Annotated in this window: 24 protein-coding genes and 2 pseudogenes; 18 read left to right on the forward strand and 8 right to left on the reverse strand. The window is 73.5% G+C overall.

Translation table 11 applies throughout. The features are described from left to right. Nucleotides 1-32 precede the first annotated feature (32 nt). Nucleotides 33-884: a (2Fe-2S)-binding protein gene (locus IF09_RS0107495; protein WP_051832186.1), complete on the forward strand. Its 852-nt coding sequence runs from the start codon at nt 33-35 to the stop codon at nt 882-884. Between the two features lie 204 nt (nt 885-1,088). Beyond that, nucleotides 1,089-2,150 carry a DUF2637 domain-containing protein gene (locus IF09_RS0107500; RefSeq protein WP_030293184.1) on the forward strand — a complete coding sequence of 354 codons (1,062 nt, stop codon included), beginning with the start codon at nt 1,089-1,091 and terminating at the stop codon, nt 2,148-2,150. Nucleotides 2,151-2,227: 77 nt separating this feature from the next. On the opposite strand, the gene IF09_RS42650 is transcribed toward IF09_RS0107500, so the two are convergent. From IF09_RS42650 to IF09_RS48435, 5 genes and pseudogenes are all read right to left on the reverse strand, one after another. Continuing rightward, nucleotides 2,228-2,554, reverse strand: coding sequence for an ATP-binding protein (locus tag IF09_RS42650; protein WP_051832188.1), 327 nt, complete (start codon nt 2,552-2,554; stop codon nt 2,228-2,230). A 253-nt stretch (nt 2,555-2,807) separates the two neighbouring features. Beyond that, nucleotides 2,808-3,349 (reverse strand): annotated as a pseudogene (locus IF09_RS0107510) (thiamine pyrophosphate-dependent enzyme); the annotation flags it as partial. 104 nt (nt 3,350-3,453) lie between these two features. After that, nucleotides 3,454-5,853 carry a protein phosphatase 2C domain-containing protein gene (locus IF09_RS47870; RefSeq protein WP_051832172.1) on the reverse strand — a complete coding sequence of 800 codons (2,400 nt, stop codon included), beginning with the start codon at nt 5,851-5,853 and terminating at the stop codon, nt 3,454-3,456. Between the two features lie 103 nt (nt 5,854-5,956). Beyond that, nucleotides 5,957-6,733: a S8 family serine peptidase gene (locus IF09_RS48430; RefSeq protein WP_030293196.1), complete on the reverse strand. Its 777-nt coding sequence runs from the start codon at nt 6,731-6,733 to the stop codon at nt 5,957-5,959. A 56-nt stretch (nt 6,734-6,789) separates the two neighbouring features. Then, a complete protein-coding gene (locus IF09_RS48435; RefSeq protein ID WP_030293197.1) occupies nt 6,790-7,389 on the reverse strand; it encodes a hypothetical protein in 600 nt (199 codons plus the stop codon). 199 nt (nt 7,390-7,588) lie between these two features. Here IF09_RS48435 and IF09_RS0107530 point away from each other — a divergent pair, with 199 nt between their 5' ends. The 4 genes from IF09_RS0107530 to IF09_RS0107545 all read left to right on the forward strand — a co-directional run bounded on the left by IF09_RS0107530 (nt 7,589) and on the right by IF09_RS0107545 (nt 10,875). Beyond that, complete coding sequence (locus IF09_RS0107530; RefSeq protein ID WP_030293199.1) at nt 7,589-8,563, forward strand: helix-turn-helix domain-containing protein; 975 nt, start codon at nt 7,589-7,591, stop codon at nt 8,561-8,563. 24 nt (nt 8,564-8,587) lie between these two features. Next, a complete protein-coding gene (locus IF09_RS0107535) occupies nt 8,588-9,070 on the forward strand; it encodes a DUF456 domain-containing protein (protein WP_030293201.1) in 483 nt (160 codons plus the stop codon). A gap of 138 nt (nt 9,071-9,208) precedes the next feature. After that, nucleotides 9,209-10,426 carry a beta-ketoacyl-[acyl-carrier-protein] synthase family protein gene (locus IF09_RS0107540; protein ID WP_030293202.1) on the forward strand — a complete coding sequence of 406 codons (1,218 nt, stop codon included), beginning with the start codon at nt 9,209-9,211 and terminating at the stop codon, nt 10,424-10,426. 71 nt (nt 10,427-10,497) lie between these two features. After that, nucleotides 10,498-10,875, forward strand: a complete 378-nt coding sequence (locus IF09_RS0107545; protein WP_030293204.1) for a PPOX class F420-dependent oxidoreductase — start codon at nt 10,498-10,500, stop codon at nt 10,873-10,875. 91 nt (nt 10,876-10,966) lie between these two features. Here IF09_RS0107545 and rsgA read toward each other — a convergent pair whose 3' ends face one another. Beyond that, the gene (gene rsgA / locus IF09_RS0107550) at nt 10,967-12,082 is read right to left on the reverse strand and encodes a ribosome small subunit-dependent GTPase A (RefSeq protein WP_030293205.1); all 1,116 of its coding nucleotides are present in this window, start codon (nt 12,080-12,082) and stop codon (nt 10,967-10,969) included. A gap of 310 nt (nt 12,083-12,392) precedes the next feature. Between rsgA and IF09_RS0107555 the strand changes: the two genes are divergently transcribed. Then, nucleotides 12,393-12,812, forward strand: coding sequence for a VOC family protein (locus IF09_RS0107555; RefSeq protein ID WP_030293206.1), 420 nt, complete (start codon nt 12,393-12,395; stop codon nt 12,810-12,812). Here the strand turns inward: IF09_RS0107555 and IF09_RS0107560 are convergent. Together IF09_RS0107560 and IF09_RS0107565 are read right to left on the reverse strand one after the other, a co-directional pair. After that, nucleotides 12,809-13,564 carry a helix-turn-helix domain-containing protein gene (locus IF09_RS0107560; RefSeq protein ID WP_051832174.1) on the reverse strand — a complete coding sequence of 252 codons (756 nt, stop codon included), beginning with the start codon at nt 13,562-13,564 and terminating at the stop codon, nt 12,809-12,811. The genes IF09_RS0107555 and IF09_RS0107560 overlap by 4 nt on opposite strands. A 27-nt stretch (nt 13,565-13,591) precedes the next feature. Continuing rightward, a complete protein-coding gene (locus tag IF09_RS0107565; RefSeq protein ID WP_030293212.1) occupies nt 13,592-14,713 on the reverse strand; it encodes a YihY/virulence factor BrkB family protein in 1,122 nt (373 codons plus the stop codon). Between the two features lie 17 nt (nt 14,714-14,730). Between IF09_RS0107565 and IF09_RS0107570 the strand changes: the two genes are divergently transcribed. The 11 genes and pseudogenes from IF09_RS0107570 to IF09_RS0107615 all read left to right on the forward strand — a co-directional run. Beyond that, nucleotides 14,731-16,374, forward strand: a complete 1,644-nt coding sequence (locus tag IF09_RS0107570) for an acyl-CoA dehydrogenase family protein (RefSeq protein ID WP_030293214.1) — start codon at nt 14,731-14,733, stop codon at nt 16,372-16,374. A 371-nt stretch (nt 16,375-16,745) separates the two neighbouring features. Then, nucleotides 16,746-18,011: a GAF domain-containing protein gene (locus IF09_RS0107575; RefSeq protein WP_051832190.1), complete on the forward strand. Its 1,266-nt coding sequence runs from the start codon at nt 16,746-16,748 to the stop codon at nt 18,009-18,011. A gap of 5 nt (nt 18,012-18,016) precedes the next feature. After that, nucleotides 18,017-18,580, forward strand: a complete 564-nt coding sequence (locus tag IF09_RS0107580) for a GNAT family N-acetyltransferase (protein ID WP_030293218.1) — start codon at nt 18,017-18,019, stop codon at nt 18,578-18,580. Between the two features lie 170 nt (nt 18,581-18,750). Further along, the gene (locus IF09_RS48200) at nt 18,751-18,834 is read left to right on the forward strand and encodes a putative leader peptide (protein ID WP_309550570.1); all 84 of its coding nucleotides are present in this window, start codon (nt 18,751-18,753) and stop codon (nt 18,832-18,834) included. Nucleotides 18,835-19,057: 223 nt separating this feature from the next. Then, the gene (locus IF09_RS0107585) at nt 19,058-20,749 is read left to right on the forward strand and encodes a nitrite/sulfite reductase (protein WP_030293219.1); all 1,692 of its coding nucleotides are present in this window, start codon (nt 19,058-19,060) and stop codon (nt 20,747-20,749) included. Then, a complete protein-coding gene (locus IF09_RS0107590; protein ID WP_030293221.1) occupies nt 20,746-20,925 on the forward strand; it encodes a hypothetical protein in 180 nt (59 codons plus the stop codon). Before IF09_RS0107585 ends, IF09_RS0107590 begins: the two co-directional genes overlap by 4 nt. Further along, a complete protein-coding gene (locus IF09_RS0107595) occupies nt 20,922-21,644 on the forward strand; it encodes a phosphoadenylyl-sulfate reductase (protein ID WP_051832175.1) in 723 nt (240 codons plus the stop codon). Before IF09_RS0107590 ends, IF09_RS0107595 begins: the two co-directional genes overlap by 4 nt. Before the next feature lie 50 nt (nt 21,645-21,694). After that, nucleotides 21,695-22,240 carry an adenylyl-sulfate kinase gene (gene cysC / locus IF09_RS0107600; RefSeq protein ID WP_030293223.1) on the forward strand — a complete coding sequence of 182 codons (546 nt, stop codon included), beginning with the start codon at nt 21,695-21,697 and terminating at the stop codon, nt 22,238-22,240. Continuing rightward, the gene (cysD, locus tag IF09_RS0107605) at nt 22,237-23,175 is read left to right on the forward strand and encodes a sulfate adenylyltransferase subunit CysD (RefSeq protein WP_030293224.1); all 939 of its coding nucleotides are present in this window, start codon (nt 22,237-22,239) and stop codon (nt 23,173-23,175) included. Before cysC ends, cysD begins: the two co-directional genes overlap by 4 nt. 2 nt (nt 23,176-23,177) lie before the next feature. After that, entirely contained in the window at nt 23,178-24,518 is a 1,341-nt protein-coding gene (locus IF09_RS0107610; RefSeq protein WP_030293226.1) for a sulfate adenylyltransferase subunit 1, read from the forward strand. A 212-nt stretch (nt 24,519-24,730) separates the two neighbouring features. Further along, nucleotides 24,731-25,003 (forward strand): annotated as a pseudogene (locus tag IF09_RS0107615) (sulfate ABC transporter substrate-binding protein); the annotation flags it as partial.

Consider the following 25,003-nt stretch of genomic DNA (forward strand, 5'->3'; position numbering starts at 1 on the left):
CCGTCGTGATCGTGTGGATCGGTGGTTCCGCCATGCCCGACAGCTCCGTCGACGCCCCGCCCCCGGCCGGCTCTCCGGTGGCGGACGCGTACGCACGCCTGTCGCAGGTGTACGGCAAGCTGCAGGTCACCGAGCGCGCAGCGCACGAGAGCGCCCCTCGCGGTGTGGGGTGGGTCGGCGCGGACGCGCTCGCGGCGGGCGGAGCGGAGCTGGACGGGTACCTCGCCTGGGACGACGCCCAGGTCCTGCGGGACTACGGCCGCCAGGCCCGCCCCGACGTCGTGGCCACGTTCGGCCTGCACCGGTACGCATGGCCCGCGTGCCTGCTGATCACGGCGCCCTGGTTCCTCCACCGGCGGGTACCCCTGCTGTCGGCGCGCCACGTGGCCTTCCACCGGACCCAAGGGCGCATGAACGTACGCGTCGAGTCCTTCGCCTGCCTGCCGGACGACCCGGCGGCCGCTCTCCCCGGGGCCCGTGTCGTGCCCGACGAGGAGGCGCTGCGCGGTGAGGTGCGGGCTGCGGTGGCCCAGCACCTCGAACCCCTCCTGGACAGCTTCGGCCCGCGCACGCGGCGCGGCCGGCGCGCCCTGTGGGGCATGGTGACCGACGAGATCGTCTCGGGCGTCTGGCACCTGGGCAAGCTCGTGGGCGAGGAGCAGCGGGCCAGGGCCGAGCTGGAGGCGCTGCTGCCCGGCATGACGGCCCCGTACACCGCCGGCGCGGCCTTCCGCATGCTCTCCGGCCCGGCGGGCGAACGGCTGCCCACCCGGGACCGGGCCAGTTGCTGCCTCTTCTACACGATCCGGCCCGAGGAGACCTGCACCACCTGCCCCCGCACCTGCGACGCGGACCGCATCGTGCGCCTCACGGCTGCCGCCTGACATCTGAACCCACTCGTCCGGCTGGCCGTAATCGAACACAACTCGGGTGGCACGAGCGGTAGTTCGAGCTACAACACCCTATCCGGCGGGCCGCACCCCCCGATGGCGTCCACTTGCCCCGAAACCTGCATGCCGGGCCGATCTCCTGCGCCACCATGGCTCCCGGAAGGCCGCATACGCGAGGCAGAGGCAAGGGACATCCGCATGAGACTGACCGACATATCGCTGGACTGGCTGCTGCCCGGCAGCCTGCTGATCCTGGGCGTACTTGCGGCAGTTGCGGTACTGGCCCGGGGCAAGCGGGAGGGCGACAAGGCCGCGGCCGACGACACCTGGGAGCGCAGCGAAGAGCGGCGGCGGCGCAAGGAAGCCGTCTACGGAACCGCCTCCTACGTCCTGCTGTTCTGCTGCGCGGCGGTGGCCGCCGCGCTCTCCTTCCACGGACTGGTCGGCTTCGGCCGGCAGAACCTGAACCTCTCCGGGGGCTGGGAGTACCTGGTCCCCTTCGGCCTCGACGGCGCCGCCATGTTCTGCTCGGTGCTCGCCGTCCGCGAGGCCAGCCACGGCGACGCGGCCCTCGGCTCGCGCATGCTGGTCTGGCTGTTCGCGGGCGCGGCCGCCTGGTTCAACTGGGTGCACGCGCCGCGCGGCATGGGCCACGACGGCGCCCCGCAGTTCTTCGCCGGGATGTCGCTCTCGGCGGCCGTCCTCTTCGACCGCGCCCTCAAGCAGACCCGCCGGGCGGCGCTGCGCGAACAGGGCCTGATTCCGCGGCCGTTGCCGCAGGTCCGGATGGTCCGCTGGCTGCGGGCTCCCCGGGAGACCTTCGGAGCCTGGTCGCTCATGCTGCTGGAGGGCGTCCGCACCCTCGACGAGGCCGTCGACGAGGTGCGCGAGGACAAGCGCGAGCGGGAGCAGGACCGCCACCGCCGGCGCAACGAGAACCGGCTGGACCGGGCCCGCATCAAGGCCCTGGGCCGGCAGAACCGGGCGTTCGGGCGATCCCGCGCCCGCCAGGTCGACGTGCCGGGGCTGGCCCCCGGGTCGGGCTCCGCGCCGGTCGGCGCGGAGCCGGCCATAGCGGAAACGGGACAGCTGCCCGCACCGCGCCGCCGGCCCTCCCTGCAGGCCGTGCACCCGACCGAGATCGCTGAGGTGACCGGCCCCCGGACGGTGGACCTCACCGCCGAGGACGACACCCAGACCATCCCCCGCCTCGACTCGCTCGAGCGCAAACTCAAGGACCTGGAGCAGCAGTTCGGCTGAGGCCGCACCCGCTCAGGCCCTCGGAGGGCCCGCCGGTCAGGAGGCGGGCCCTCCGCCGCGCGTCCCGCCGTACGCCCCTAGGGGGTGTCGTACATCGCGAGGGCGCCGTCCAGCTCGAACCACACCACCTTGCCGCCGGCCTGCACCGGCATGTCCACGCCCCAGGCGTCGGCGAGGGCCTGCACCAGCACCAGTCCCCGGCCGTGCGTACCGTCGTCGGCGGTCGGTACGTACGGCCGGGGCCGGCGCGAGGCGTAGTCCCGGACCTCCACCCTCAGCCGGTCCGCGGCGAGCCGCGCGGACACCTCCGCACCCTGGTCGGTGTGGACGAGGGCATTGGTGACGAGCTCGGTGATCAGCAGCTCCGCCACCTCCGCGGTGTCGGCCGGGCACCGGTGGTGCATCAACTCCCGTAATGCCTTGCGCACTTCCCCCACGGCCTTGAGATCCGCCCGGCGTACGCTTCGGGTGATCTCCAGCGCGTCCACCGCTCCCCCGCCCTCGACGGACGGTTCACGCGGTACGGGCCGCCCTCTCCTCCACTGCTTCCCGGTCTTCGCCCCCACCCGCACGGCGATGTACCTCCCCCGTGTCCCACGGATCTCGAACTGGTCTACGGGATGCATGCCCGCCGGGGCAATCCGCACTCCTGCGGGCTTACGGGCACAGCACGTCGCGCAGGCTGGATCGAGCCATCCGGATCATTCGGCCCGCCCCTCCGTCCAGCACGGTCTTGCCGGCCGGAAGTACGAAACCGGTCACCGTCTCGGCGCTGATCCCGGGCGGAATGGACAAGGCGCTGGGATCGGTCACCACGTCCACCCACGCGGGTCCCTTGTGCCGGACGGCGGCCTTCAGAGCCCCGGTGAGCTGCTTGGGCTTCTCGACCCGGACCCGGAACGCGCCCGCCGCGCGCGCCACCGCCGCGAAATCCGGGTGGTGAGGGGACGTTCCGTACGGGGGCAGGCCGGAAACCGGCATTTCCCACCCGACCATTCCCAGCGATGAGTTGTCGAAGAGGACCACTTTGACGGGCAGGCCGTACTGCACCAGGGCGAGGAAATCTCCCCTCAGCATCGAGGAACCGCCGTCGCCCGACATCGACACCACTTGACGGCCCGGTCCGTGAACCGTGCGCCGATGCCCTGGGGGAGGGCGTTGGCCATGGAGCTGTGGCTGAAGGAGCCGATGATGCGCCGCTCGTCACCCCTTCTGAGTGCAAGCAGGGCGGCGGAACGCCCGCGATCAATGAGGGAGGCAGCTCTTGCCGCGCAGTGCGTGCCCGCCCTGCACGTTCCGCCGGTCACGCCTCCCAGACCGCGGCGGCCGTCCGGTCGTCGGCGTAGCCCTTGAGGCGGAGCTGGGTGTCCGCGAGGAAGGCCGCGAGGCCGGGCGGTTGCGGGTCGGCCCAGCGGGCCGCGAGTTCGGCCGGAAGGAGGGCCTCCTCGCGCAGGGGGTCCGCGAGCCCGCCGGAACAGAGCAGCAGGGTGTCGCCGGGCCGGGCCACGGCGGCCCGGAACCGGAACCCGTCGCCGGCGGGCTCGGCCGGCTCGGGCTCGGGCTTCGGTTCCGGCTCCAGGTCCTCCCAGGCCCCGGCCCGGAGCCGGAACAGCCCGCCTGCGCCGGCGCCGAAGCAGACCCGGGTCTTGCACTCGGGGTCGATGGGGAGCAGCAGCACGCGCAGCCCGGCGGTGTACGCGTCCTGCGGGAGCCCGAGCTCGGCGGCGTGGGCCCGCAGGCGGCCGTAGCCGCGGTCGGTGAGCCGCTGGAGCCCCGAGCGCAGGGCGTCGCGCCGGCCGGCGCGGATGTCGTCGGCCAGCCGCGCGCGGCTGCGGCCGACGGCCGATGCCATCCAGCGGCACAGCTCGGCGGCGGCCTCGGCGGCGCCGGGGGCGGCCCGGTCGCCGCCGGCCAGGGCCACGAGGACGAGGGCGTCGTCGCCGTTGCCGAAGCGGGCGGTCAGCAGGAAGTCCCGCCGGGCTTCGCCGCGGAACCGGGCGGAGTCGCCGCGCACGGAGGTGGCACGCAGGGTGTACGTCCCGTGCCGCGCCCCCTCGAGGACGGTGTCGGGCACGAGCCCGTCGAGCACTCCCGGATCGGCGAGCGGCAGTGCCCCGGGCTCGGCGGCGTAGGTGGGCGCCCGGTCCCCGAGATACCCCACCACGGGCCGCTCCCCTCCCCAGGGCTCGGCCTCCGGCCCGGTCGCGGACCCGGCGGGGGGCATCGGCCCGCAGGCGGGTGCGGCAGCGGCCCGGGGGCCGCCGTCGGGCCCGGCACCGGCGGCGGACCAGGACTCCCCGACGGCACCCGCGTCGGAACCGGGCCGGGACGCAGGCATGGGCCCACTGCCGGGCCCGGCACCGGCGGTGGTTGCCCCCGCGGCCTCTCCGGCCCCGGGCCATGCTCGTCCCCTGGATCCGGCCTCGGGCTCGGCACCGGAGCCGGCCCCGGGCTGTCCGGCGGGAGCGTCCGGAAGCTCTGCACCGGACCGCGGGTCGGCATCGGCTCGGGAATCGGCCCACGGTTGGCCCGACCAGGAACCCGGTCGGGCTCCGGGGTCGGCCCAGAGCTGGCGTTCCGGACCGGCCGGAGCTTGCGAACCCGAGGAGGGCCCGGTGTCATCGGCGCGGGAACCGGCCCAGGGCGGGGCTCCGGGCCCGGTCGAGGGCTCGTCGTCGCGGACGGACGACGGCTCACCGGAGGGCCAGGTCCCGGGCCCGGGCCTGGTGTCGGGGTCGGGCCCGCGCCTCGCAGCGGTGTCACGGGGCCCCGTACCGGCCTCCGGGCCGGGCCAGGAGCCCGGCTCCGCACCGGAACGGGCCCGGGGAAGCAGGCCGGGACCGGAACGCGAGCCGGCCTCGCCCGCACCCGGGTCGCCCGACCCGGCGTCGGCCCAGGCCTCCGGGGGGCGCCCCGTGCCGTCCCCGGCCACGGGCCGGGTACGGGGGGCCGCGCCCGTCCCCGGCTCGGCCGCCGTTCCTGAGCCCGTGTCGGGCCACGTGCCCGCCCCGGACTCGGCAGCCCGGTCCGTGCCGGCCCACGGCCCCGCCCCGGCTCCGGGCTCGGGCCAGGATCCGGTACCGGCGTCGGGTGCGGGGACGGGCCAGGAGCCCGCGCCCTGCTCGGGGGCGCGCTCGGGCCCACCGGGGGCGGTCTCGGGGTCCGGGGTCTGTTCGCGTGCAGGCCAGGTGCTGGAGGCTCCCCCGGGGGCGGGGGACGGCGGCACGGGCGGGGTGTCGCGCGGGACGCCCCAGCGCCAGACCGGCAGTTCGGGCGGCTCGTCCGGGAGCGCCGGCGGCACGGTCACGCTGCCCAGGCCGTATCCGGTGGTGCCGGGTTCCCGGGGGTCCCTGGGTGGCGGCGGCTCCGGCGCGGCCTCCCGGCGCGGCCCCGGCAGCACCGCATGCGGCGGCGCCCCGGGCGGCTCGGCACCCTGCGGCGGCACGGACGGAACGGGCGGCACGGCCTGCGGCGCCTGCCCGGGCCGCACAGCCCCCGCCGGCGGCACGGCCGGCGCCGTACCCGGTGGCGGCGGCGCGGGTGGGGCGGGGCGTGGGGTGGGGAGGGCCGGGGCCTCGGGGGACGTCACTGCCGACGCCGAGTGGAAACGGCTCTCCAGCGTGTCCCCCGGGTCCGGGACCGGTCCCGCGTCCGGGTCCTCGTACAGCTTCTGCCACCAGTCGTCCGCGCCCTGCTGACTCATGGGCTCATTCTCGGCCCCCCAGAGGGGCAGAAAACGCCGAATACGCGAAAAGGGGTCCACCGGGCCGCCGCCCGGTGGACCCCTTCCGTATCTCTCGTACGACCTACCGGATGTCGTACGCCCGCGCGACAGTCTGGGTGACGGCCGCGCCCTTCGTGTCGGTGAGCTCCACCTTCAGGGTCACCTGCCGGCCGGAGCCGGCCCCGGCGTGGTTCACGACCGCCGACCACCGGCCGCCCCGCTCGGCGACGGCCGCCTGCATCCAGTTCTCACCGTCGTACGAGTACGACAGCTTCACCGACTGCTGGAGTCCGGCGGGGCCGCGGCTGGAGAAGGAGGCCGTGGCGTCGTCGCGGTCGACGGCGCCGACGGTCAGCACGCTGGGCGCGCAACCGGGAGAGGAGACGGTGTTGTTGCCGGGCCGGGAGTTGCCGGCGGCGATGAGGAACAGAGTGCCGCTGCTCTGCGCGAGCCGCTCGGCGGCGGCCGACATGGGGTCGTCGCAGGTGGCCCGGGAGGGGTCGCCGAGGCTCATGGAGACCACGTCGGCCTTGCTCTCGACGGCCCACTCCATGCCGGCGATGATCCACGAGCCGAGGCCGTGGCCCGCGTCGTTGAGGACCTTGCCGCTGAGCAGTTCGGTGCCCGGCGCGACGCCCTTCCTGGCGCCGCCGCTCTCGGCTCCGGAGCCGCCGACGGTGGAGGTGGGGTGGGTGTCGTGGCCCTGGCGGTCCGCGTCGGTGTCGGAGTCGGTGAAGTTCTTCGACGCGGCGACGCGGCCCTTGAGGTCGGGGTGCTCGAGGTCCGTGCCGGTGTCGAGGACGGCGACCTTGGTGCCCTTGCCGTCGTACCCGGCGGCCCGGGCGGCGGTGGCGCCCACCTGCTCGGTGGACCGCTCCAGGTTCGCCTGGACCTTGCCGTCGAGCCACAGCTTCTTCAGCCCGCCGGCCGCGCGGGAGCGGGTGTCGGTGACGTCCGCCCAGAAGGCGGCGGACTGCTGCTTGTCGGCGGCGAGGGCGACGGCGCCGATGGAGCCGAGGGGGAGCGTTCGGCGCCGCGCGGGGTGGGCGGTGCGCTGCGCGCCGGGTGGGCGGAGCCGTCGTAGACCGCGATGAGCGGGAACTTCTCGGCGTGCGCGTCGTCGTAGCCCTGCCGGATCAGGCCGGTCACGTTGAACAGCTCCTGGTCGACCGTGCCGCCGGCGAGGGCCTTGACCGCGCTCTCGGGGTAGACGTACAGGTCCTTGCCGCTCTGGCTCGTCTGCACGAGCGGCTGCGAGCCGTCCTCGCGCGGCATCGCGGTGGCGGCGGTGCGGCCGGCCGGGTCGGGGGAGACCAGGATCCGGTCGCCGGTGACCAGGGTGGCGGTGACGGGCGGCGTGGGCTGTTTTCCGGCCGCCTCGCTCCCCGCGATCGGTCTCTTCCCCGTTCCTCCGGGCGCTCCGTCGATCGGCTGTGTCGCCGACGGGCCGACGGCGGTGACGGCCAGGACGGCAGCGCCGGCCGCTCCCAGCGCCGTGAGCGATATCGGGCGCATCGCTCTCCCCAGGTGAATTGCGGCCAACTGCTCCATCGCAGGGCAAATCTGCCCGCAAGTGGCTTCTGACCGGCGGATGTTGGTGCGGCGGTGGCGTCACCCTGGCAGAGAGCCGGGGGGTGCGGCGATGATGTCCGCGGCGGGTTTACGCCGTGGCTGCTTCCCGCCAGGAACAGCGTCGAGAGGGTGGGTGGACGGGTTGCTGAGTGCGATAGGCCTGGACGAGGGCCAGGAGTCGGCGTACCGCGCGCTGGTGGCGCTGGGGGCGGCGGAGATACCGGATCTGGCGCACCGGCTGGCGCTGCCGGTGCCGCAGACCGAGCGGGCGCTGCGGCACCTGGAGCGGCACGGGCTGGCGGCGCAGTCCTCGGCCCGGCCGGGGCGCTGGGTGGCGGCTCCGCCGGGGGTGGCGCTGGGGGCGCTGCTGACGCAGCAGCGGCACGAGCTGGAGCAGGCGGAGCTGGCGGCGGCGCTGCTGGCGCAGGAGTACCGGGTGGAGGCGGCCGAGCCGTCGGTGCACGACCTGGTCGAGGTGGTGACGGGGGCGAGCGCGGTGGCGCACCGCTTCCACCAGCTCCAGGTGGGCGCGGTCGAGGAGGTGTGCGCCCTGGTCAGCAGCCGGCCCCAGGTGGTGACGGGGATGGACAACGAGGCGGAGGAGCAGGCCGCCGCACGGGGCGTCGAGTACCGGGTGGTGATCGAGCGGGACGTACTGACCCTGCCGACCGGCATCCGGGAGGCGTCGACGGCGCTCGCGCGGGGCGAGGGGGTCCGGGTGACGGGGCAGGTCCCGACCAGGCTGGTGATCGCGGACGGGTCGCTCGCGCTCGTGCCGCTGACGGGGCCCGGGGCGGAGCCGGCGGCGCTGGTGGTGCACGCGTCGGGGCTGCTGGAGTCCCTGACGGGCCTGTTCGAGGCGGTGTGGCGGGAGGCGCTGCCGCTGCGGCTGGGGGACGACGGGGCGGAGGTGTCCGAGGGCATCCCCGACACCACGGACCTGGAGATCCTGACGCTGCTGCTGGCCGGCATGACGGACGCGAGCGTGGCGAAGCACCTGGAGCTGGGGCTGCGGACGGTGCAGCGGCGGGTCAAGGGCCTGATGGAGCTGTCCGGGGTCACGACCCGGCTCCAGCTGGGCTGGCATGCGTACGAACGGGGCTGGGTGGCCCGATAGGCCCTGGTCGGTCAGGCTGAGCGCATGGATCTGCCTCAGCTGCTCCTGGTGGGGCTGGTGCTGCTGCTCGGGGTGGTCGGGGTGCTGGTCCCGGGCGTTCCGGGGACCTGGCTGGTGTGGGCGGGCGTGGTGTGGTGGGCGCTGCACGTGCGGTCTGCGCTTGCGTGGTCCCTGCTGGTCTCGACGACGGCGCTGCTGCTGGTGGTCCAGGTCATCGAGTGGCAGCTGCCGCCGCGGCGGCTGCGGGGAGTGGGGGTCACCCGCCGGATGGCGGTGTACGCGGGCGCGGGTGCGCTGCTCGGCTTCGTGGTGGTGCCGGTGCTGGGGGCGGTTCCCGGGTTCGTGGGGGGCGTCTACCTGTGCGAGCGGCTGCGGCTGGGCACGCACGGCGAGGCCTGGGCCTCGGTCCGGGCGGTGATGCGGGCGGTGGGGACGAGCGTGCTGGTCGAGCTGCTCGCGTGCCTGATGGTGGTGGGCGCGTGGGTCGGGGCGGTACTGGCCGGCTGACGGACCGCCATGGCGTAACCCCACAAACTCGGGACCCCGAGTCCGTTGATCATCTTGCCCGTGCATCCAGGCCCTGCTTGTCACAGTGGAAGGGACAGCAGTCCGACCAACTGTGAGAAGACCACAAGGGGATGAGTCATGAGCGCTGACCACGCAGGCGTGTCCGTCACCGGACTCGGGGCCACCACCCCGCTCGGCGGGGACGTGGAGACGACGTGGCGGGCGATGCTGCGCGGCGAGAACGGCATCGGGGCCATCGAGGAGGAGTGGGCCGGCGCGCTGCCCGTGCGGATCGCGGGGCGGGTGCGGCAGGAGCCGGGTGAGGTGCTGGACCGGGTGCAGGCACGGCGGATGGACCGGTGCGAGCAGCTGGCGCTGGTCGCCGCGCGGGAGGCATGGGCCGGAGCCGGGCGGCCCGAGGTGGAGCCGGAGCGGCTCGCCGTCGTCATCGGGACCGGGACGGGCGGGGCGCTGACCCTGCTCGGGCAGGACGACGTACTGGAGGCCTCGGGCGTGCGGAAGGTGTCACCGCACACCGTGCCGATGCTGATGGCGAACGGTCCGGCCGCCTGGGTGAGCATCGACCTCGGTGCGCGCGGCGGTGCGCACACCCCGGTCAGCGCCTGCGCCTCGGGCGCGGAGGCGATCGCGCTGGGCCTGGACCTGATCCGCCTCGGCCGGGCCGACGTCGTGGTCGCCGGGGGGACGGAGGCGTGCATCCATCCGCTGCCGCTGGCCGGATTCGCCCAGGCCAGGGCACACTCCACGCGCAACGACGACCCTGCGGCGGCCTCCCGGCCCTTCGACACCGGCCGGGACGGGTTCGTCATCGGCGAGGGCGCGGGCGTGGTCGTCCTGGAGCGGGCCGCCTTCGCGGCGGCGCGCGGGGCCCGGGTCCACGCGACGCTGGCCGGGGCCGGCGTGACCTCCGACGCGCACCACATCACGGCCGCTCACGCGGAGGGCCAGGTACGGGCCATGCGGCTGGCGCTGGCCGCCGCCGGGCTCGCCCCCTCGGACATCGCGCACGTCCACGCCCATGCCACGTCCACGCCTTCGGGGGACCTGGTGGAGGCGCGGTCGGTCACCGAGGCGGTGGGCGGGCACCCGGCGGTGACGGCGACCAAGTCGATGACGGGTCACCTGTTCGGCGCCGCCGGTGCCGTCGGCGCGATCGCGGCGGTCCTCGCGGTCCGGGACGGGGTGGTCCCGGCGACCCACAACCTCGACACCCTGGACCCGCAGATCGGCCTGGACGTGGTCCGCGGCGAAGCACGGCACGGGCGGGTGCCGGCCGCGCTGGCCAACGCGTTCGGATTCGGCGGGCACAATGCCTCGCTGGTGTTCACGGCGTAGGGCCATGGGTCCACGCCCGGTCGGCCGGAGGCCCGATGCGGGAAGCCGGCGGTGCGGCCAGGCTGGTGCACATGACGGAGTTCAAGGGTTTCAGTGAAGCCGAGCTGGCGTACCTCGGGTCGCAGCGGCTGGGCCGGCTGGCGACGGTGGACGCGGCCGGGCAGCCGCAGGCGAACCCGGTGGGGTTCTTCCCTCAGGAGGACGGGACGATCCTGGTCGGCGGCCTGGCGATGGGGGCGACGAAGAAGTGGCGCAACCTCCAGGGCAACCCGAGGCTCGCGCTGGTGGTGGACGACCTGGTGAGCACCCGGCCGTGGCGGGTCCGCGGGATCGAGGTCCGCGGCCGCGCCACGCTGGAGGTGGGCCCGCACGCGCTGGGCCCGCACTTCAGCCCGGAGGTGATCCGGATCCACCCGGAGCGGGTGATCGCGTGGGGCATGGAGGCCTGACGCCCGGCCCCGGCCCCGGCCCCACAGCCGACGCCCGGCCCGGGGCCCGGCCCCTGCCGGAGCAGGGGCCGGGCCCCGGGCTTTGCCGGGGTCAGTAGCGGCCGGTGCGCTTCGCCGCGTAATTGGCCCGGCCCTCCGCCGACTTCATCCGCCAGTCGCGGCGGATCTCGTTGCGGAGCCGGGCGTCCGTCTTGGCGACGATCCGCTGGTTCTCCCGGAGCAGCTTGCGGTAGCTCTCCAGGCGCCGCTCCGGCAGTGCGCCGGTCCCGACCGCCTCGAGCACCGCGCACCCCGGCTCGGCCTCGTGCGCGCAGTCGTGGAACCGGCAGTCGGCCGCGTACTCCTCGATCTCGGAGAAGACCTGGCCGACCCCAGTCCCCGCGTCCCACAGGCCGACGCCCCGCAGGCCCGGCGTGTCGATGAGGACGCCCCCGCCGGGCAGGGCCAGCAGGTTGCGGGTGGTCGTGGTGTGCCGGCCCTTGCCGTCCACGTCGCGCGTGGCCTGCACGTCCATGACGTCGGAGCCGAGCAGTGCGTTCGCCAGCGTGGACTTGCCCGCGCCGGAGATGCCGAGCAGCACGCTCGTACCGCCGGCGACGACGGCCGCCAGCACGTCCGTGCCCTCCCCGGTGTGGGAGGAGACGGTGAGGACGTCGACGCCCGGCGCCGTGGTCTCCACGTCCTGGACCAGGTGCGCGAGCGTCACCGGGTCCGGTACGAGGTCCGCCTTGGTCAGGACGACCAGCGGCTGCGCGCCGGACTCCCAGGCGAGGGCCAGGAAGCGCTCGATGCGGCCCAGGTCGAGCTCGACCGCCAGCGATACCGCGATGATCGCGTGGTCGACGTTGGCGGCCAGGATCTGCCCCTCGGAGCGCTGCGATGAGGTGGAGCGTACGAAGGCGGTCCGGCGCGGCAGGTACGTCTTGACGTACCGGGGGTTGCCGGCCCCCTCGACGACGGCCCAGTCACCGGTGCAGATGACGCGGAGCGGGTCGTGCGGGGTGACGAAGGCGGTGTCGGCGCGGACGATGCCGTCCGCGGTCATGACGTCGCACTGGCCGCGGTCCACCCGCACCACCCGGCCGGGCAGCAGGCCCCGGCCGGTGTACGGGGCGAACTCGGCCTCCCACGCCTCGTCCCAGCCGAAGGGAGTGAGGGCGTGCGCGTACGAAGGGGAAGGAGACGACGGAGAAGAAGAGAAAGACAAGGGGAACCCTTCACAGGGTGGCCCCGGCAGCGTGCGCTCAGCGGCGCGCGAAGAGGTGTGAGGTCAGCCGGAGACCACGGAAGTGACATTGACGGTCTTCTGGGTGCGGTCCGCGCCCTGCGTGACGACAGTCATCAATGAACTCACCTCCGGGTCATGCTCATGCTGGCAGTTCCGGGCCTCTCGGCGGGAACACGTCGACCGTAACAAGTACGCCCAGGAGCCCGCCAATTCTTTTTTCGGGGCGCCTGGCGGTGCGCATGTCCGATTCGTTCAAGACCGGGGGCGGGGCGGCTCCTAGCCTGGGCGCATGACTCCCCGACTCGACCTGATCGGCCTGGTCGTCTCCGACATGGCCGCCTCGCTCGCCTTCTACCGCCGCCTGGGCCTGGACGTCCCGGCCGGGGCGGAGGAACAGCCCCATGTGGAGGCCGCCCTCCCCGGCGGGCTCCGGATCGCCTGGGACACGGAGGACGTCGTCCGCTCCTTCGACCCCTCCTGGACCCGTCCCGCCGGGGACGGCAGGCGCGACCTGGCGTTCCTGTGCGATTCCCCCGCGGAGGTGGACGCGGTGTACGCCGAGCTGACGGACGCCGGGTACAAGGGCCACCTGGAGCCCTGGGACGCCTTCTGGGGACAGCGCTACGCCGTCGTGCTCGACCCGGACGGCTGCGGCGTCTCGCTGTTCGCCGCGGCCGACGCCCCCGGCGAAGCGCCCCCCGGGGCCTAGACCCGGCCGCGGGCCCGGGTGTGGGCCTGGCCGCGGGCCTGGTTGTGGGCCGCCGCGTAGGCGCCCGGGGTGGTCCCGGCCAGCGCCCGTACCTCGCGGGCGAGATGCGCCTGGTCCGCGTACCCGGCCCGGTACGCCACCTCGGCCTGCGGCAGCCCCCGGCGGGCCAGCTCCAGCGCCTGCTGCAGCCGCAGCACGCGCCCGAGCGTGCGGGGTCCGTAGCCGAAGGCGTCGAGGGAGCGCCGGTGCAGCTGGCGCGCCCCGAGGCCGGCCGCCGCGGCCACGGCGGCCACCGACTCCCCCGCGCGCAGCCCCGCCGCCACCCGGGCGGCGAGGGGGTCGGGGGGCGAGCTCCCGTCCGCGCGGCTGCGGGCCAGCCGCTCCAGCCCCGCGCCGGGGTCCTCGTACGCGCTCATCCGCTCGGCGAGGCCGCGCACCTCGGGACCCGGCCAGAGGTCGGTCAGCTCGACCCGCCGGTCGCGCAGCTCGTACGCCGGTACGCCGAGCAGCGCGGGCGCCGTACCGGGGGCGAACCTCAGTCCCGACACCGGGCCGTAGGCGCCGCCCGCCACCTCCCCGACGGGGTGCGGGCCGGTGTCGGGGCCGGCCACCAGCAGCCGCCCGTCGACCCACAGCAGGTCCATGCAGCCGTCGGGCAGGACGGGCCCGCCGGGCGCCCCGGCCCGGCGCCACACGATCGCGCCGGGCACCAGCAGGGACGGCCGCTCCTCGTACCGGCGCTCCTCGTGCACAGCGCCAGGCTACGGCGGGTCCGGCGGTCAGTGTTTGCGCAGGCGGGAGGAGTAGTCCTCCGGCGGCAGGAAGTTCGACCAGCGCTCGGGGAACTCGGACGGCATCCCGGCGTCGCCCTCCTCGTCGTCCTCCGACTCGCCCTCGGCCAGCGCCCGCCAGGCGGCGGCCCGGGCGACCAGCTGCGCGGCCTCCGCCTCCCGGACCCGTTCGTTCGCCTCGCGGGCGGCGGCGGTGGCCACGGACGGCCAGACGCGGTCGATGGCGGCGTTCACGGCCGCGCCGACCAGGACGGCGAAGGCCGACACGCCGATCCACAGCAGGACGGCGACCGGGGCGGCCAGCGATCCGTAGATGGTCGGGCCCTCGACGGTGTTGGTCAGGTAGATCCGCAGCAGGAAGGAGCCCAGCACCCACATGGCGAGCGCCACCAGCGCCCCCGGCACGTCCTCGATCCACGGGGAGCGCACGGGGACGGACACGTGGTACAGCGTGGTCAGGAAGGCGATGGACAGCACGGTGACCGTAGGCCAGTACAGCACCGCGATCACTTCCGTGCTCCAGGGCAACCAGCGGACGACGGCGTCCGGCCCGGCCACCATCAGCGGCAGCACGATCGCGCCGATCACCAGGGCGATGACGTACAGCAGGAAGGCCAGCAGCCGGGTCTTGACGATGCCGCGCTGGCCGTCGAGCCCGTACATCACGGTGATGGTGTCGATGAAGACGTTGACCGCCCGCGAGCCCGACCAGAGGGCGAAGGCGAAGCCGAGGGAGATCAGGTCCGGGCGGCCGGCCTTGGTGACGTCGTCGAGCATGGGTTTGGCGATGTCGCTGACGCCCCGGTCGGAGAGCACGGTGCCGACCGCGTTCAGGATGTTCTCCTCGATGGAGGCCACGAAGGTGCCGCCCGTCCAGCCGTCCACGTACCCGAGCAGGCCCAGCAGGCCGAGGAACAGCGGCGGCAGGGAGAGCAGCGTGAAGAACGCCGCTTCGGCCGCCAGGCCGAGGATCCGGTACTCGATGCACGAATTGACGGTGTCTTTCAGGAGCAGCCACGCCATCTTGCGCTTGGAGACGTTGCGGTAGAGGGCGCGGGCCCGATGGAGCCGCCCGGGGACCCGCTCGGGTGTTTCTTCTGCTGGCTGCACGTCCTTACGGTATCCGCATGGCAGCCACCACCCACACCGTCACCAACCAGCCCCCTCCCCTGGTGGGCTACGACGTCTACGGCACCGACCGGGCCCTTCGCGAGGGCGTGGAGCGGCACCTGTCGGCCTCGGCGCCCGAACTCCTCGGCGAAGTGCGGGAGGAGCTCTCGCAACTCGGGCGGGCCGCGGGCTCGGCGCAGGCCCAGCAGTGGGGTGCGCTGGCGAACGAGAACCCCCCGGAACTGCGTACGCACGACCGGTACGGCAACCGGATCGACGAGGTGGAGTTCCACCCGGCGTGGCACCGGCTGCTCGGACACGCGGTGGGCGCCGGGCTGACCGATGCGTGGGGGCGGCCGGCCGGGCACCTGCGCCGCGCGGCCGGGTTCTTCGTGTGGTCGCAGGCCGAGGCGGGGCACGGCTGCCCGGTCTCGATGACCCATGCGGCCGTACCGGCGCTGCGGACGGACCCGGAGCTGGCAGCGCAGTGGGAGCCGCGGCTGACCTCGCACGTGTACGACGAGGGGCTGCGGCCGGCCGCGCAGAAGCGCGGGGTGCTGTTCGGCATGGGGATGACGGAGAAGCAGGGCGGCAGCGACGTACGGGCGAACACGACGGCGGCGAAGCCGCTGGACGCGGCGGGCGAGTACCTGCTGACGGGACACAAGTGGTTCTGCTCGGCGCCGATGTCGGACGGGTTCCTGGTGCTGGCGCAGGCTCCCGGGGGGCTGACGTGCTTCCTGGTGCCGCGGGTGCTGGAGGACGGCACGCGCAACGTGTTCGCGATCCAGCGGTTGAAGGACAAGCTCGGCAACCGGTCGAACGCGTCCGGCGAGGTGGAGTTCGACGGGACGTGGGCGCGGCGGGTCGGCGAGGAGGGGCGGGGGGTGCGGACCATCATCGGGATGGTCGCGGCGACCCGGCTGGACTGCGTGCTGGGCTCGGCCGCCCTGATGCGGCAGGCGCTGACGCAGGCCGTGCACCATACGGAGCACCGCTCTGCTTTCGGAGCACGGCTCATCGAGCAGCCGCTGATGCGCAACGTGCTGGCCGACCTCGCCCTGGAGTCCGAGGCGGCCACCACCCTCGGGCTGCGCCTCGCGGCCGCCTACGACGCCGGGACGGAGCAGGAGCGGGCCTTCCTGCGCATCGCGGTGCCCGCCGCGAAGTACTGGGTGACCAAGCGCTGTACGCCGATGGTGGCGGAGGCGCTGGAGTGTCTGGGCGGCAACGGCTACGTCGAGGAGTCCGGGCTGCCGCGGCTGCTGCGCGAGTCCCCGCTGAACTCGATCTGGGAGGGCTCGGGCAACGTACAGGCGCTGGACGTGCTGCGGGCCCTGCAGCGGGAGCCGCAGGCGCTGAACGCGTTCCTCCAGGAGGTGGGACAGGCGCGCGGCGCCGACCACCGGCTGGATTCGGCCATCAAGGGGCTGCTGACGGAGCTCGCGGACCTGGAGGGCATCGAGGCGCGGGCGCGCCGCGTGGTGGAGCGCATCGCCCTGGTGCTCCAGGGGTCGCTGCTCGTGCGCTGGGCACCGCCGGAGGTGGCGGACGCGTTCTGCGCCTCGCGCCTGGGCGGCGACGGGGGTGCGGCCTTCGGCACGCTGCCGCACAGCCTGGGACTGGGTGCGCTGGTCGAACGGGCGCGGATCGCCGGCTAGAGCGTGGTCCGCCGGCCACCCTCCAGGGTGCGGGCCCTGTCCCCAAACAGGTCCGAGCCGGGATCCGGACCCGTTGACCGGGAGCAGGGGTGGCGCCGCGCCGACTCGGCACCACCCCTGATCCGAAAGCCCCGAGGAGGAGCTGTCACGCCGCGAGGCGACGTCCGGACAGTTTCGGTCGGGTGACCGGGACTTGGCGAGAGTTGCATACCGTTGCAACCCTCTGAGTCGGAACCGTCCGCCGTGCGTGCCCGGGGAAGCGGCACGCGCGGACCGCCCGGGCGGATTCCCTCGTACGTCCTGTTCCACACGGGGAGGTTCCGGTGGCCTACACCGCAGGCAGCACGGTCGATGTGGCACGCATCTCGGCCATGGACGCGCGGGAGGCCGCGCGTCTGCTCAAGGGCGTACGGGCGGCCGCGCTGGCCGGGGACCGGCCGCCGGCCGAGCCCCGCCCGGAGATCGCCGAATCCTGGCGCCGGATGCTGGCCGGCGGGGTGCACCCGGACCGGGACGCGCGCTCGCGGATGCTGTCGGCGGCCGAGACCGAGGAGCGGCGGCAGGTCTCGCCGCTGCGGGAGATCCTGCCGGTGCTGCGCGAGGGGCTGCTGCCGGCGCTGGACACGGCGCTGCACATCATGGTCGTGGCCGATGCGGAGGGGCGGCTGCTGTGGCGGGAGGGGGCCACGTCGATCCTGCGCAAGGCGGACCGGCTGGGCTTCTCGGTGGGCGCCGACTGGGACGAGGCGGTGGTCGGCACCAACGGGGTGGGCACCGCCCTGGTGGCCCGCCGGCCCGTCCAGGTGTTCTCGGCGGAGCACTTCGTCTCCAGCCACCACGACTGGACCTGCGCGGGGGCCCCGGTGCGGGACCCGCGGGACGGGCGGCTGCTGGGCGTGGTGGACGTCAGCGGGCCGCTGGCCACCATGCACCCGGCCACGCTGGCGTGGGTGAGCTCGGTGGCCCGGCTCGCGGAGCGGGAGCTGCGGATCCGGCACCTGGAGTCGCTGGAGCGGCTTCGGGCGGTCGCGGCGCCGCTGCTGGCCCGGCTGCCCGGGCAGGCCGTCGTGGTGGACCCGCACGGCTGGACGGCGGCGGTGACGGGCCTGGCACCGGCGGACCGGATCCCGCTGCCGAAGGGGTTCCGGCCGGGCCGGGTGTGGGTGCCGCAGCTCGGGGACTGCGTGGTGGAGCCGCTGCCGGGCGGCTGGCTGCTGCGCATCGCCGGGGAACCGGGCACGGCGAAGGCGGCGAGCCGGGTCGTCCTGGACCTGAGCCGTGCGCGCACGTGGTCGGCGACGGTGTACGGAGCCGCGGGGAGCTGGTCGCAGGAACTGAGCCCGCGCCATGCGGAGCTGCTGTTCCTGCTGGCGGAGAGCCCGCGGGGGCGGTCGGCGGCGGAGCTGTCGGCGGAGCTGTTCGGGGACCCGACGCGTACGGTGACCGTCCGGGCTGAGCTGTCGCGGGTGCGGCGGCACCTGGGCGGGGTGCTGACCCACCGCCCGTACCGGTTCGCGGACGACGTGGAGGTGGAGCTGATCCGGCCGCAGGACCCGGCGGCGCTGCTGCCGCACTCCACGGCACCGGCGGTGATCAAGGCCCGCCTGGGCCGTACGGGGCAGGCCGTGATTCCCTGACCTGCATGAGCACCATCACACTCACCACCTGGTCCCTGGAAATGACCTCCCCGCAGGACCTGGTCCCGGCTGCCGTCCCAGGACCTGAGATCCATGTCCGGCGGGCGGAGATCCCCTCGCCGGAGTTCAGCCGCTTCCTCTACGCCTCGGTGGGCGGTGACATCCACTGGACGGACCGGCTCTCGCTGACCCGCGCCCAGTGGGTGGAGCAGCTGGCCCGTCCCGGCGTGGAGACCTGGGTCGCGTACGACCGCGGGACGCCGGCCGGATACGTGGAGCTCGACCCGCAGGACGACGGCGTGGTGGAGATCATGTACTTCGGGCTGCTCCCGGACTTCCGGGGGCGCCGGATCGGGGGGCACCTGCTGACCCTGGGCGTCGAAGCGGCTTGGTCCCTGGCGGACCGCTGGCCGGGGCGCGAGGCGACGGCGCGGGTGTGGCTCCACACCTGCAGCCAGGACGGCCCGACGGCGATGGACAACTACCTCCGCCGCGGCTTCAAGCTCTTCCGTACGGAGACGGAGCAGAAGGAGTCCGCCCCCACCCCGGGCCCCTGGCCTGGCGCCTGACCCTCCCCGCGTCGGCGTGGCGCCGGGCCTGCGGACGCCCGGCCCATGGCCCGTCCCACTGGCCGCTCCCGCGCGTGACCCCCGTCACGTCGTCTCGCCATTCGGGACCACATCGTCCGGATAATGGACAGTAGTGGACTCCTCCAATCGGCACATGACACGCTTCCGCCATGAATGGAGCTGGAATTGCCTTGGTGAGTCGGCGGCACGTCGACCTCGGCCGCATGTCCAGCGCCATCTGTCCGGCGAGCTGACGGAACCAGCCACCGCCGCACATCGCCGTCGTCCCCGCCGCTGCGGACGCGTCGATCCCCGAAGCACCTGCATGTCCCCTGAAGCCCGAAGACCGCCCTGACCTCCGGAAACACCGGCAAGGGCGGCTGTCGGCCGCACCTGCTCCGCGGCAGGGCCGAAGACAGGGGCTCGCCGCCGCTCCCCTGACCCTGCATTGACGCCGCCGAAGAAGGATGTACCGCCATGGCCGCCACCCCCGAAACGCCCGCCGCCGCGCGCCGCAAGCCCGGCCGTCACCGCGGTGAGGGTCAGTGGGCCGTTGGACACCACACCCCCCTCAACGGCAACGAGCAGTTCAAGAAGGACGACGACGGTCTCAATGTGCGGACACGCATTGAGACGATCTACTCCAAGACGGGCTTCGACTCGATCGACCCCAACGACCTGCGCGGCCGCATGCGCTGGTGGGGTCTGTACACGCAGCGCAAGCCCGGGATCGACGGCGGCAAGACGGCGATCCTGGAGCCGGAGGAGCTGGACGACAAGTACTTCATGCTGCGCGTCCGCATCGACGGCGGCCGGCTGACCACCGAGCAGCTCCGCGTCATCGGCGAGATCTCGCAGGAGTTCGCGCGCGGCACCGCCGACCTCACCGACCGCCAGAACGTGCAGTACCACTGGATCCGGATCGAGGACGTCCCGGAGATCTGGCGCCGCCTCGAGGCCGTCGGCCTGTCGACCACCGAGGCCTGCGGTGACACGCCCCGCGTCATCCTCGGATCGCCCGTCGCCGGCATCGCCCAGGACGAGATCATCGACGGCACGCCCGCCATCGAGGAGATCCACCGCCGCATCGTGGGCAACCCGGACTTCTCCAACCTGCCCCGCAAGTTCAAGTCCGCGGTCTCCGGCTCGCCGCTGCTCGACGTGGCGCACGAGATCAACGACGTCGCCTTCGTCGGCGTGAACCACCCCGAACACGGCCCCGGCTTCGACGTCTGGGTCGGCGGAGGCCTCTCGACCAACCCCAAGCTGGGCGTGCGCCTGGGCACCTGGGTCTCGCTCGACGAGGTCCCGGACGTCTACGAGGGCGTCATCTCGGTCTTCCGCGACTACGGCTACCGCCGCCTGCGCACCCGCGCCCGGCTGAAGTTCCTCGTCGCCGACTGGGGCCCGGCCAAGTTCCGCCAGGTCCTGGAGGACGAGTACCTGAAGCGCAAGCTGACCGACGGCCCCGCGCCCGAGCAGCCGAGCGGCCAGTGGCGCGACCACGTCGGCGTCCACCAGCAGCAGGACGGCAAGTTCTACGTCGGCTTCGCCCCCCGCGTCGGCCGCGTGGACGGCGCCACCCTGACCAAGATCGCGGACGTGGCCGAGCAGCACGGCTCCGGCCGGCTGCGCAACACCGCCGAGCAGAAGATGATCGTCCTCGACATCGAGGCGGACAAGGTCGACTCCGTCGTGGAGGCCCTGGAGGCGCTGGACCTGCGGGTCAAGCCGTCCCCGTTCCGCCGCGGCACGATGGCCTGCACCGGCATCGAGTTCTGCAAGCTGGCCATCGTCGAGACGAAGGCCCGCGGCGCCTCGCTGATCGACGAGCTGGAGCGCCGCCTGCCGGAGTTCGCCGAGCCGCTCACCATCAACATCAACGGCTGCCCGAACGCCTGCGCCCGTATCCAGGTGGCGGACATCGGTCTCAAGGGCCAGCTGGTCCTGGACGACGACGGCAACCAGGTGGAGGGCTACCAGGTTCACCTGGGCGGCGCCCTCGGCCTGGAGGCCGGCTTCGGCCGCAAGGTCCGCGGCCTGAAGGTCACCTCGGCGGGTCTGCCCGACTACGTCGAGCGGGTCGTCACGCGCTTCCAGGAGCAGCGCGGGGACGGCGAGCGCTTCGCCGCCTGGGTGACCCGTGCGAAGGACGAGGACCTCTCGTGAGCGAGCGCGCGGCCCCGTTCTACTGCCCGTACTGCGGCGACGAGGACCTGTTTCCGAACGAGACGGGTCACGGCGCCTGGGAATGCAGAGCCTGCAACCGGGCCTTCCAGCTGAAGTACCTCGGGCTGCTGGCCCGCGGTGTTCAGTCCGATAGCGCTGGAGGGGACGAGATATGACGACGAGTCAGGCAGTGGGCCCGGCCGCCGCGGAGACGCGCGATCTGAAGGCGCTGGCCGAGCAGGCGGGCCGCGACCTCGAGGACGCCACCCCGCTGGAGATCCTCGCGTGGGCGGCCGAGACCTTCGGCAGGAAGTTCGCCGTGACCTCCTCCATGGAGGACGCGGTGGTCGCGCACCTGGCCTCCCGCGCCTTCCCCGGCGTGGACGTGGTCTTCCTGGACACGGGCTACCACTTCGAGGAGACCATCGGCACCCGCGACGCGGTCGAGGCCGTGATGGACGTCAACGTCATCACCCTCACCCCGCGCCAGACGGTGGCCGAGCAGGACGCGCAGTACGGCCCGAAGCTGCACGACCGCGACCCCGACCTGTGCTGCGCACTGCGCAAGGTCAAGCCGCTGGAGGAGGGCCTGACCGCGTACGAGGCATGGGCGACGGGCCTGCGCCGCGACGAGTCCCCGACCCGGGCGAACACCCCGGTGGTCGGCTGGGACGAGAAGCGGCAGAAGGTCAAGATCTCCCCGATCGCGCGCTGGACCCAGGACGACGTGGACGCGTACGTGGCGGAGCACGGCGTACTGACCAACCCGCTGCTGATGGACGGCTACGCCTCGGTCGGCTGCGCCCCCTGCACCCGCCGCGTGGCGGAGGGCGAGGACGCACGGGCCGGCCGCTGGGCCGGGCGGGCCAAGACCGAGTGCGGACTGCACGGCTGATGACCGACCTCGAAGCATCGACTTTCACAGAACCGACGGAGACGAGAACGATGAGCGTGAGCGACCAGGGCGCCACCGTGTGGCTGACCGGGCTGCCGAGCGCGGGCAAGACCACCATCGCCTACGCGCTGGCCGAGCGGCTGCGCGCCGAGGGTCACCGCGTGGAGGTCCTCGACGGCGACGAGATCCGCGAGTTCCTCTCCGCCGGCCTCGGCTTCACCCGCGAGGACCGCCACACCAACGTGCAGCGGATCGGCTTCGTCGCCGAACTCCTCGCGAGCAACGGCGTCAAGGCGCTCGTGCCGGTGATCGCGCCGTTCGCGGACAGCCGCGAGGCCGTCCGCAAGCGGCACTCGGCCGCCGAGACGAACTACCTCGAAGTGCACGTGGCGACCCCGGTCGAGGTCTGTTCCGAGCGTGACGTGAAGGGTCTGTACGCCAAGCAGGCGGCGGGCGAGATCTCCGGTCTGACCGGCGTCGACGACCCGTACGAGGCTCCGGAGTCCCCGGACCTCCGCATCGAGTCGCACACGCAGACCGTGCAGGAGTCGGCTTCGGCCCTGCACGCGCTGCTCACCGAGAGGGGTCTGGCATGACCGCCACCGTCGCACACGTCCACGAAGGGACGGACGCGCCCTACGCGCTGTCGCACCTCGACGCCCTCGAGTCGGAGGCCGTGCACATCTTCCGTGAGGTGGCGGGCGAGTTCGAGAAGCCGGTGATCCTCTTCTCCGGCGGCAAGGACTCGATCGTCATGCTGCACCTGGCGCTGAAGGCGTTCGCGCCGGCGCCGGTGCCGTTCACCCTGCTGCACGTGGACACCGGCCACAACTTCCCCGAGGTCCTGGACTACCGGGACCGCGCGGTCGCCAAGCACGGCCTGCGGCTGCACGTGGCCTCGGTCCAGGAGTACATCGACTCCGGCAAGCTGCGTGAGCGCCCGGACGGGGTCCGCAACCCGCTGCAGACCGTCCCCCTCACGGAGGCGATCCAGAGCCTGAAGTTCGACGCCGTCTTCGGCGGCGGCCGCCGCGACGAGGAGAAGGCCCGCGCCAAGGAGCGCGTGTTCTCCCTGCGCGACGAGTTCTCCCAGTGGGACCCGCGCCGTCAGCGCCCCGAGCTGTGGCAGCTCTACAACGGCCGCCACGCCCCGGGCGAGCACGTGCGCGTCTTCCCGCTGTCGAACTGGACCGAGCTGGACGTGTGGCAGTACATCGCCCGCGAGAACATCGAACTGCCGGAGATCTACTTCGCCCACGAGCGCGAGGTCTTCAAGCGCAACGGCATGTGGCTGACGGCCGGCGAGTGGGGTGGTCCCAAGAAGGACGAGACCACCGAGACCCGCCTGATCCGCTACCGCACCGTCGGTGACATGTCCTGCACCGGTGCCGTCGACTCCGACGCCACCACGCTGGACGCCGTGATCACCGAGATCGCCGCATCCCGTCTCACCGAGCGGGGCGCGACCCGCGCCGACGACAAGATGTCCGAGGCCGCGATGGAAGACCGCAAGCGCGAAGGGTACTTCTAGAAATGACCTCCACCACCGAGCAGTTCACCGACGCGTCGGCGACCACCCTGCTGCGCTTCGCCACCGCCGGCTCCGTCGACGACGGCAAGTCCACGCTCGTCGGGCGCCTCCTGCACGACTCCAAGTCGATCCTCACGGACACCCTCGAAGCGGTCGAGGCCGTCTCCGCCCAGCGCGGCCAGGACGCCCCCGACCTGGCGCTGCTGACCGACGGCCTGCGGGCCGAGCGGGAGCAGGGCATCACCATCGACGTGGCGTACCGGTACTTCGCCACCGCGCGGCGCCGGTTCATCCTGGCCGACACGCCGGGGCACGTGCAGTACACCCGGAACATGGTCACCGGCGCCTCGACCGCCGACCTGGCCGTGGTCCTGGTCGACGCGCGCAACGGCGTGATCGAGCAGACCCGCCGGCACGCCGCCGTCGCGGCCCTGCTGCGGGTCCCGCACGTGGTGCTGGCCGTCAACAAGATGGACCTGGTGGGCTACGAGGAGTCGGTCTTCGCCTCGATCGCCGAGGAGTTCACCGCGTACGCCTCGGACCTGGGCGTCCCGGAGATCACCGCGATCCCGATCTCGGCGCTCGCCGGCGACAACGTGGTCGAGCCCTCCGCCCACATGGACTGGTACGGCGGCCCCACGGTGCTGGAGCACCTGGAGACCGTCCCGGTCAGCCACGACCTCACGGCCTGCCCGGCGCGTTTCCCGGTGCAGTACGTGATCCGCCCGCAGACCGCGGAGCACCCGGACTACCGCGGTTACGCCGGCCAGATCGCCTCCGGCGTGCTGCGCGTCGGCGAGCCGGTCACCGTGCTGCCCTCGGGCCGTACTTCGGTCATCTCCGGGATCGACGCGCTCGGCGAGAGCGTGGACATCGCCTGGGCCCCGCAGTCGGTGACGGTGCGCCTGAAGGACGACATCGACATCTCGCGCGGTGATCTGATCGCGCCGTCCGCGAGCGCCCCGGCCACCACGCAGGACGTCATCGCCACCGTCTGCCACGTCGCGGACCAGCCGCTGGCCGTCGGTGCGCGGGTGCTGCTCAAGCACACGACGCGCACGGTCAAGGCGATCGTCAAGGAGATTCCCTCGCGGCTGACCCTGGACGACCTCTCCCAGCACCCGAACCCCGGTCAGCTGGTGGCCAACGACATCGGCCGTGTCGTCGTACGGACCGCCGAGCCGCTCGCGCTCGACGCGTACGCCGACTCGCGCCGGACGGGGTCGTTCCTGCTGATCGACCCGGCCGACGGAACGACCCTGGCGGCGGGCATGGCCGGCGAGTCCTTCGCCTCCCAGGCCCGTACCACCGTCCAGGCGGATGAAGACGGGTGGGACTTCTAACCCATGCCTTCCGACATCTACTCGACCTTCGCCAAGGAAGGCGGCCGCGTAGGCAGCGGCCGCCTCGGCAGCGGCCAGGGAGGAGTGGCGCGATGTGCGCGATGACGTACGCGCACTGCCTACGCGCCCTCACACCCCACGAGCCGGACCCGTCCTTGCTCCGCCGACGAAGACGTGCGTCATGAGATGACGCTACGAGAGGAAGCCCTCCCGTGCCTGCTACCCGTACCACCTTCACGACCCTGCGCCGCGGCGTCGCCGCCGTTGCCGCCCTGCCGCTGCTGATCGGCGTGCTCGCCTCCTGCGGCTACGGCTCCCAGGCCGACAAGCCGGCGGACAAGAAGGCGAACACCGCCGCGGACGGCGCCAAGAAGCTCTCCGCGCCCGAGGTGCGTATCGGGTACTTCCCGAACCTGACGCATGCCACCGCTCTGGTCGGTCTCCAGGAGGGCCTGATCGCCAAGGAGCTGGGCGCCACCGCGATC

Origin of the sequence: Streptomyces katrae, assembly GCF_000717655.1 — a bacterium.
Lineage (GTDB): Bacteria > Actinomycetota > Actinomycetes > Streptomycetales > Streptomycetaceae > Streptomyces > Streptomyces katrae_B.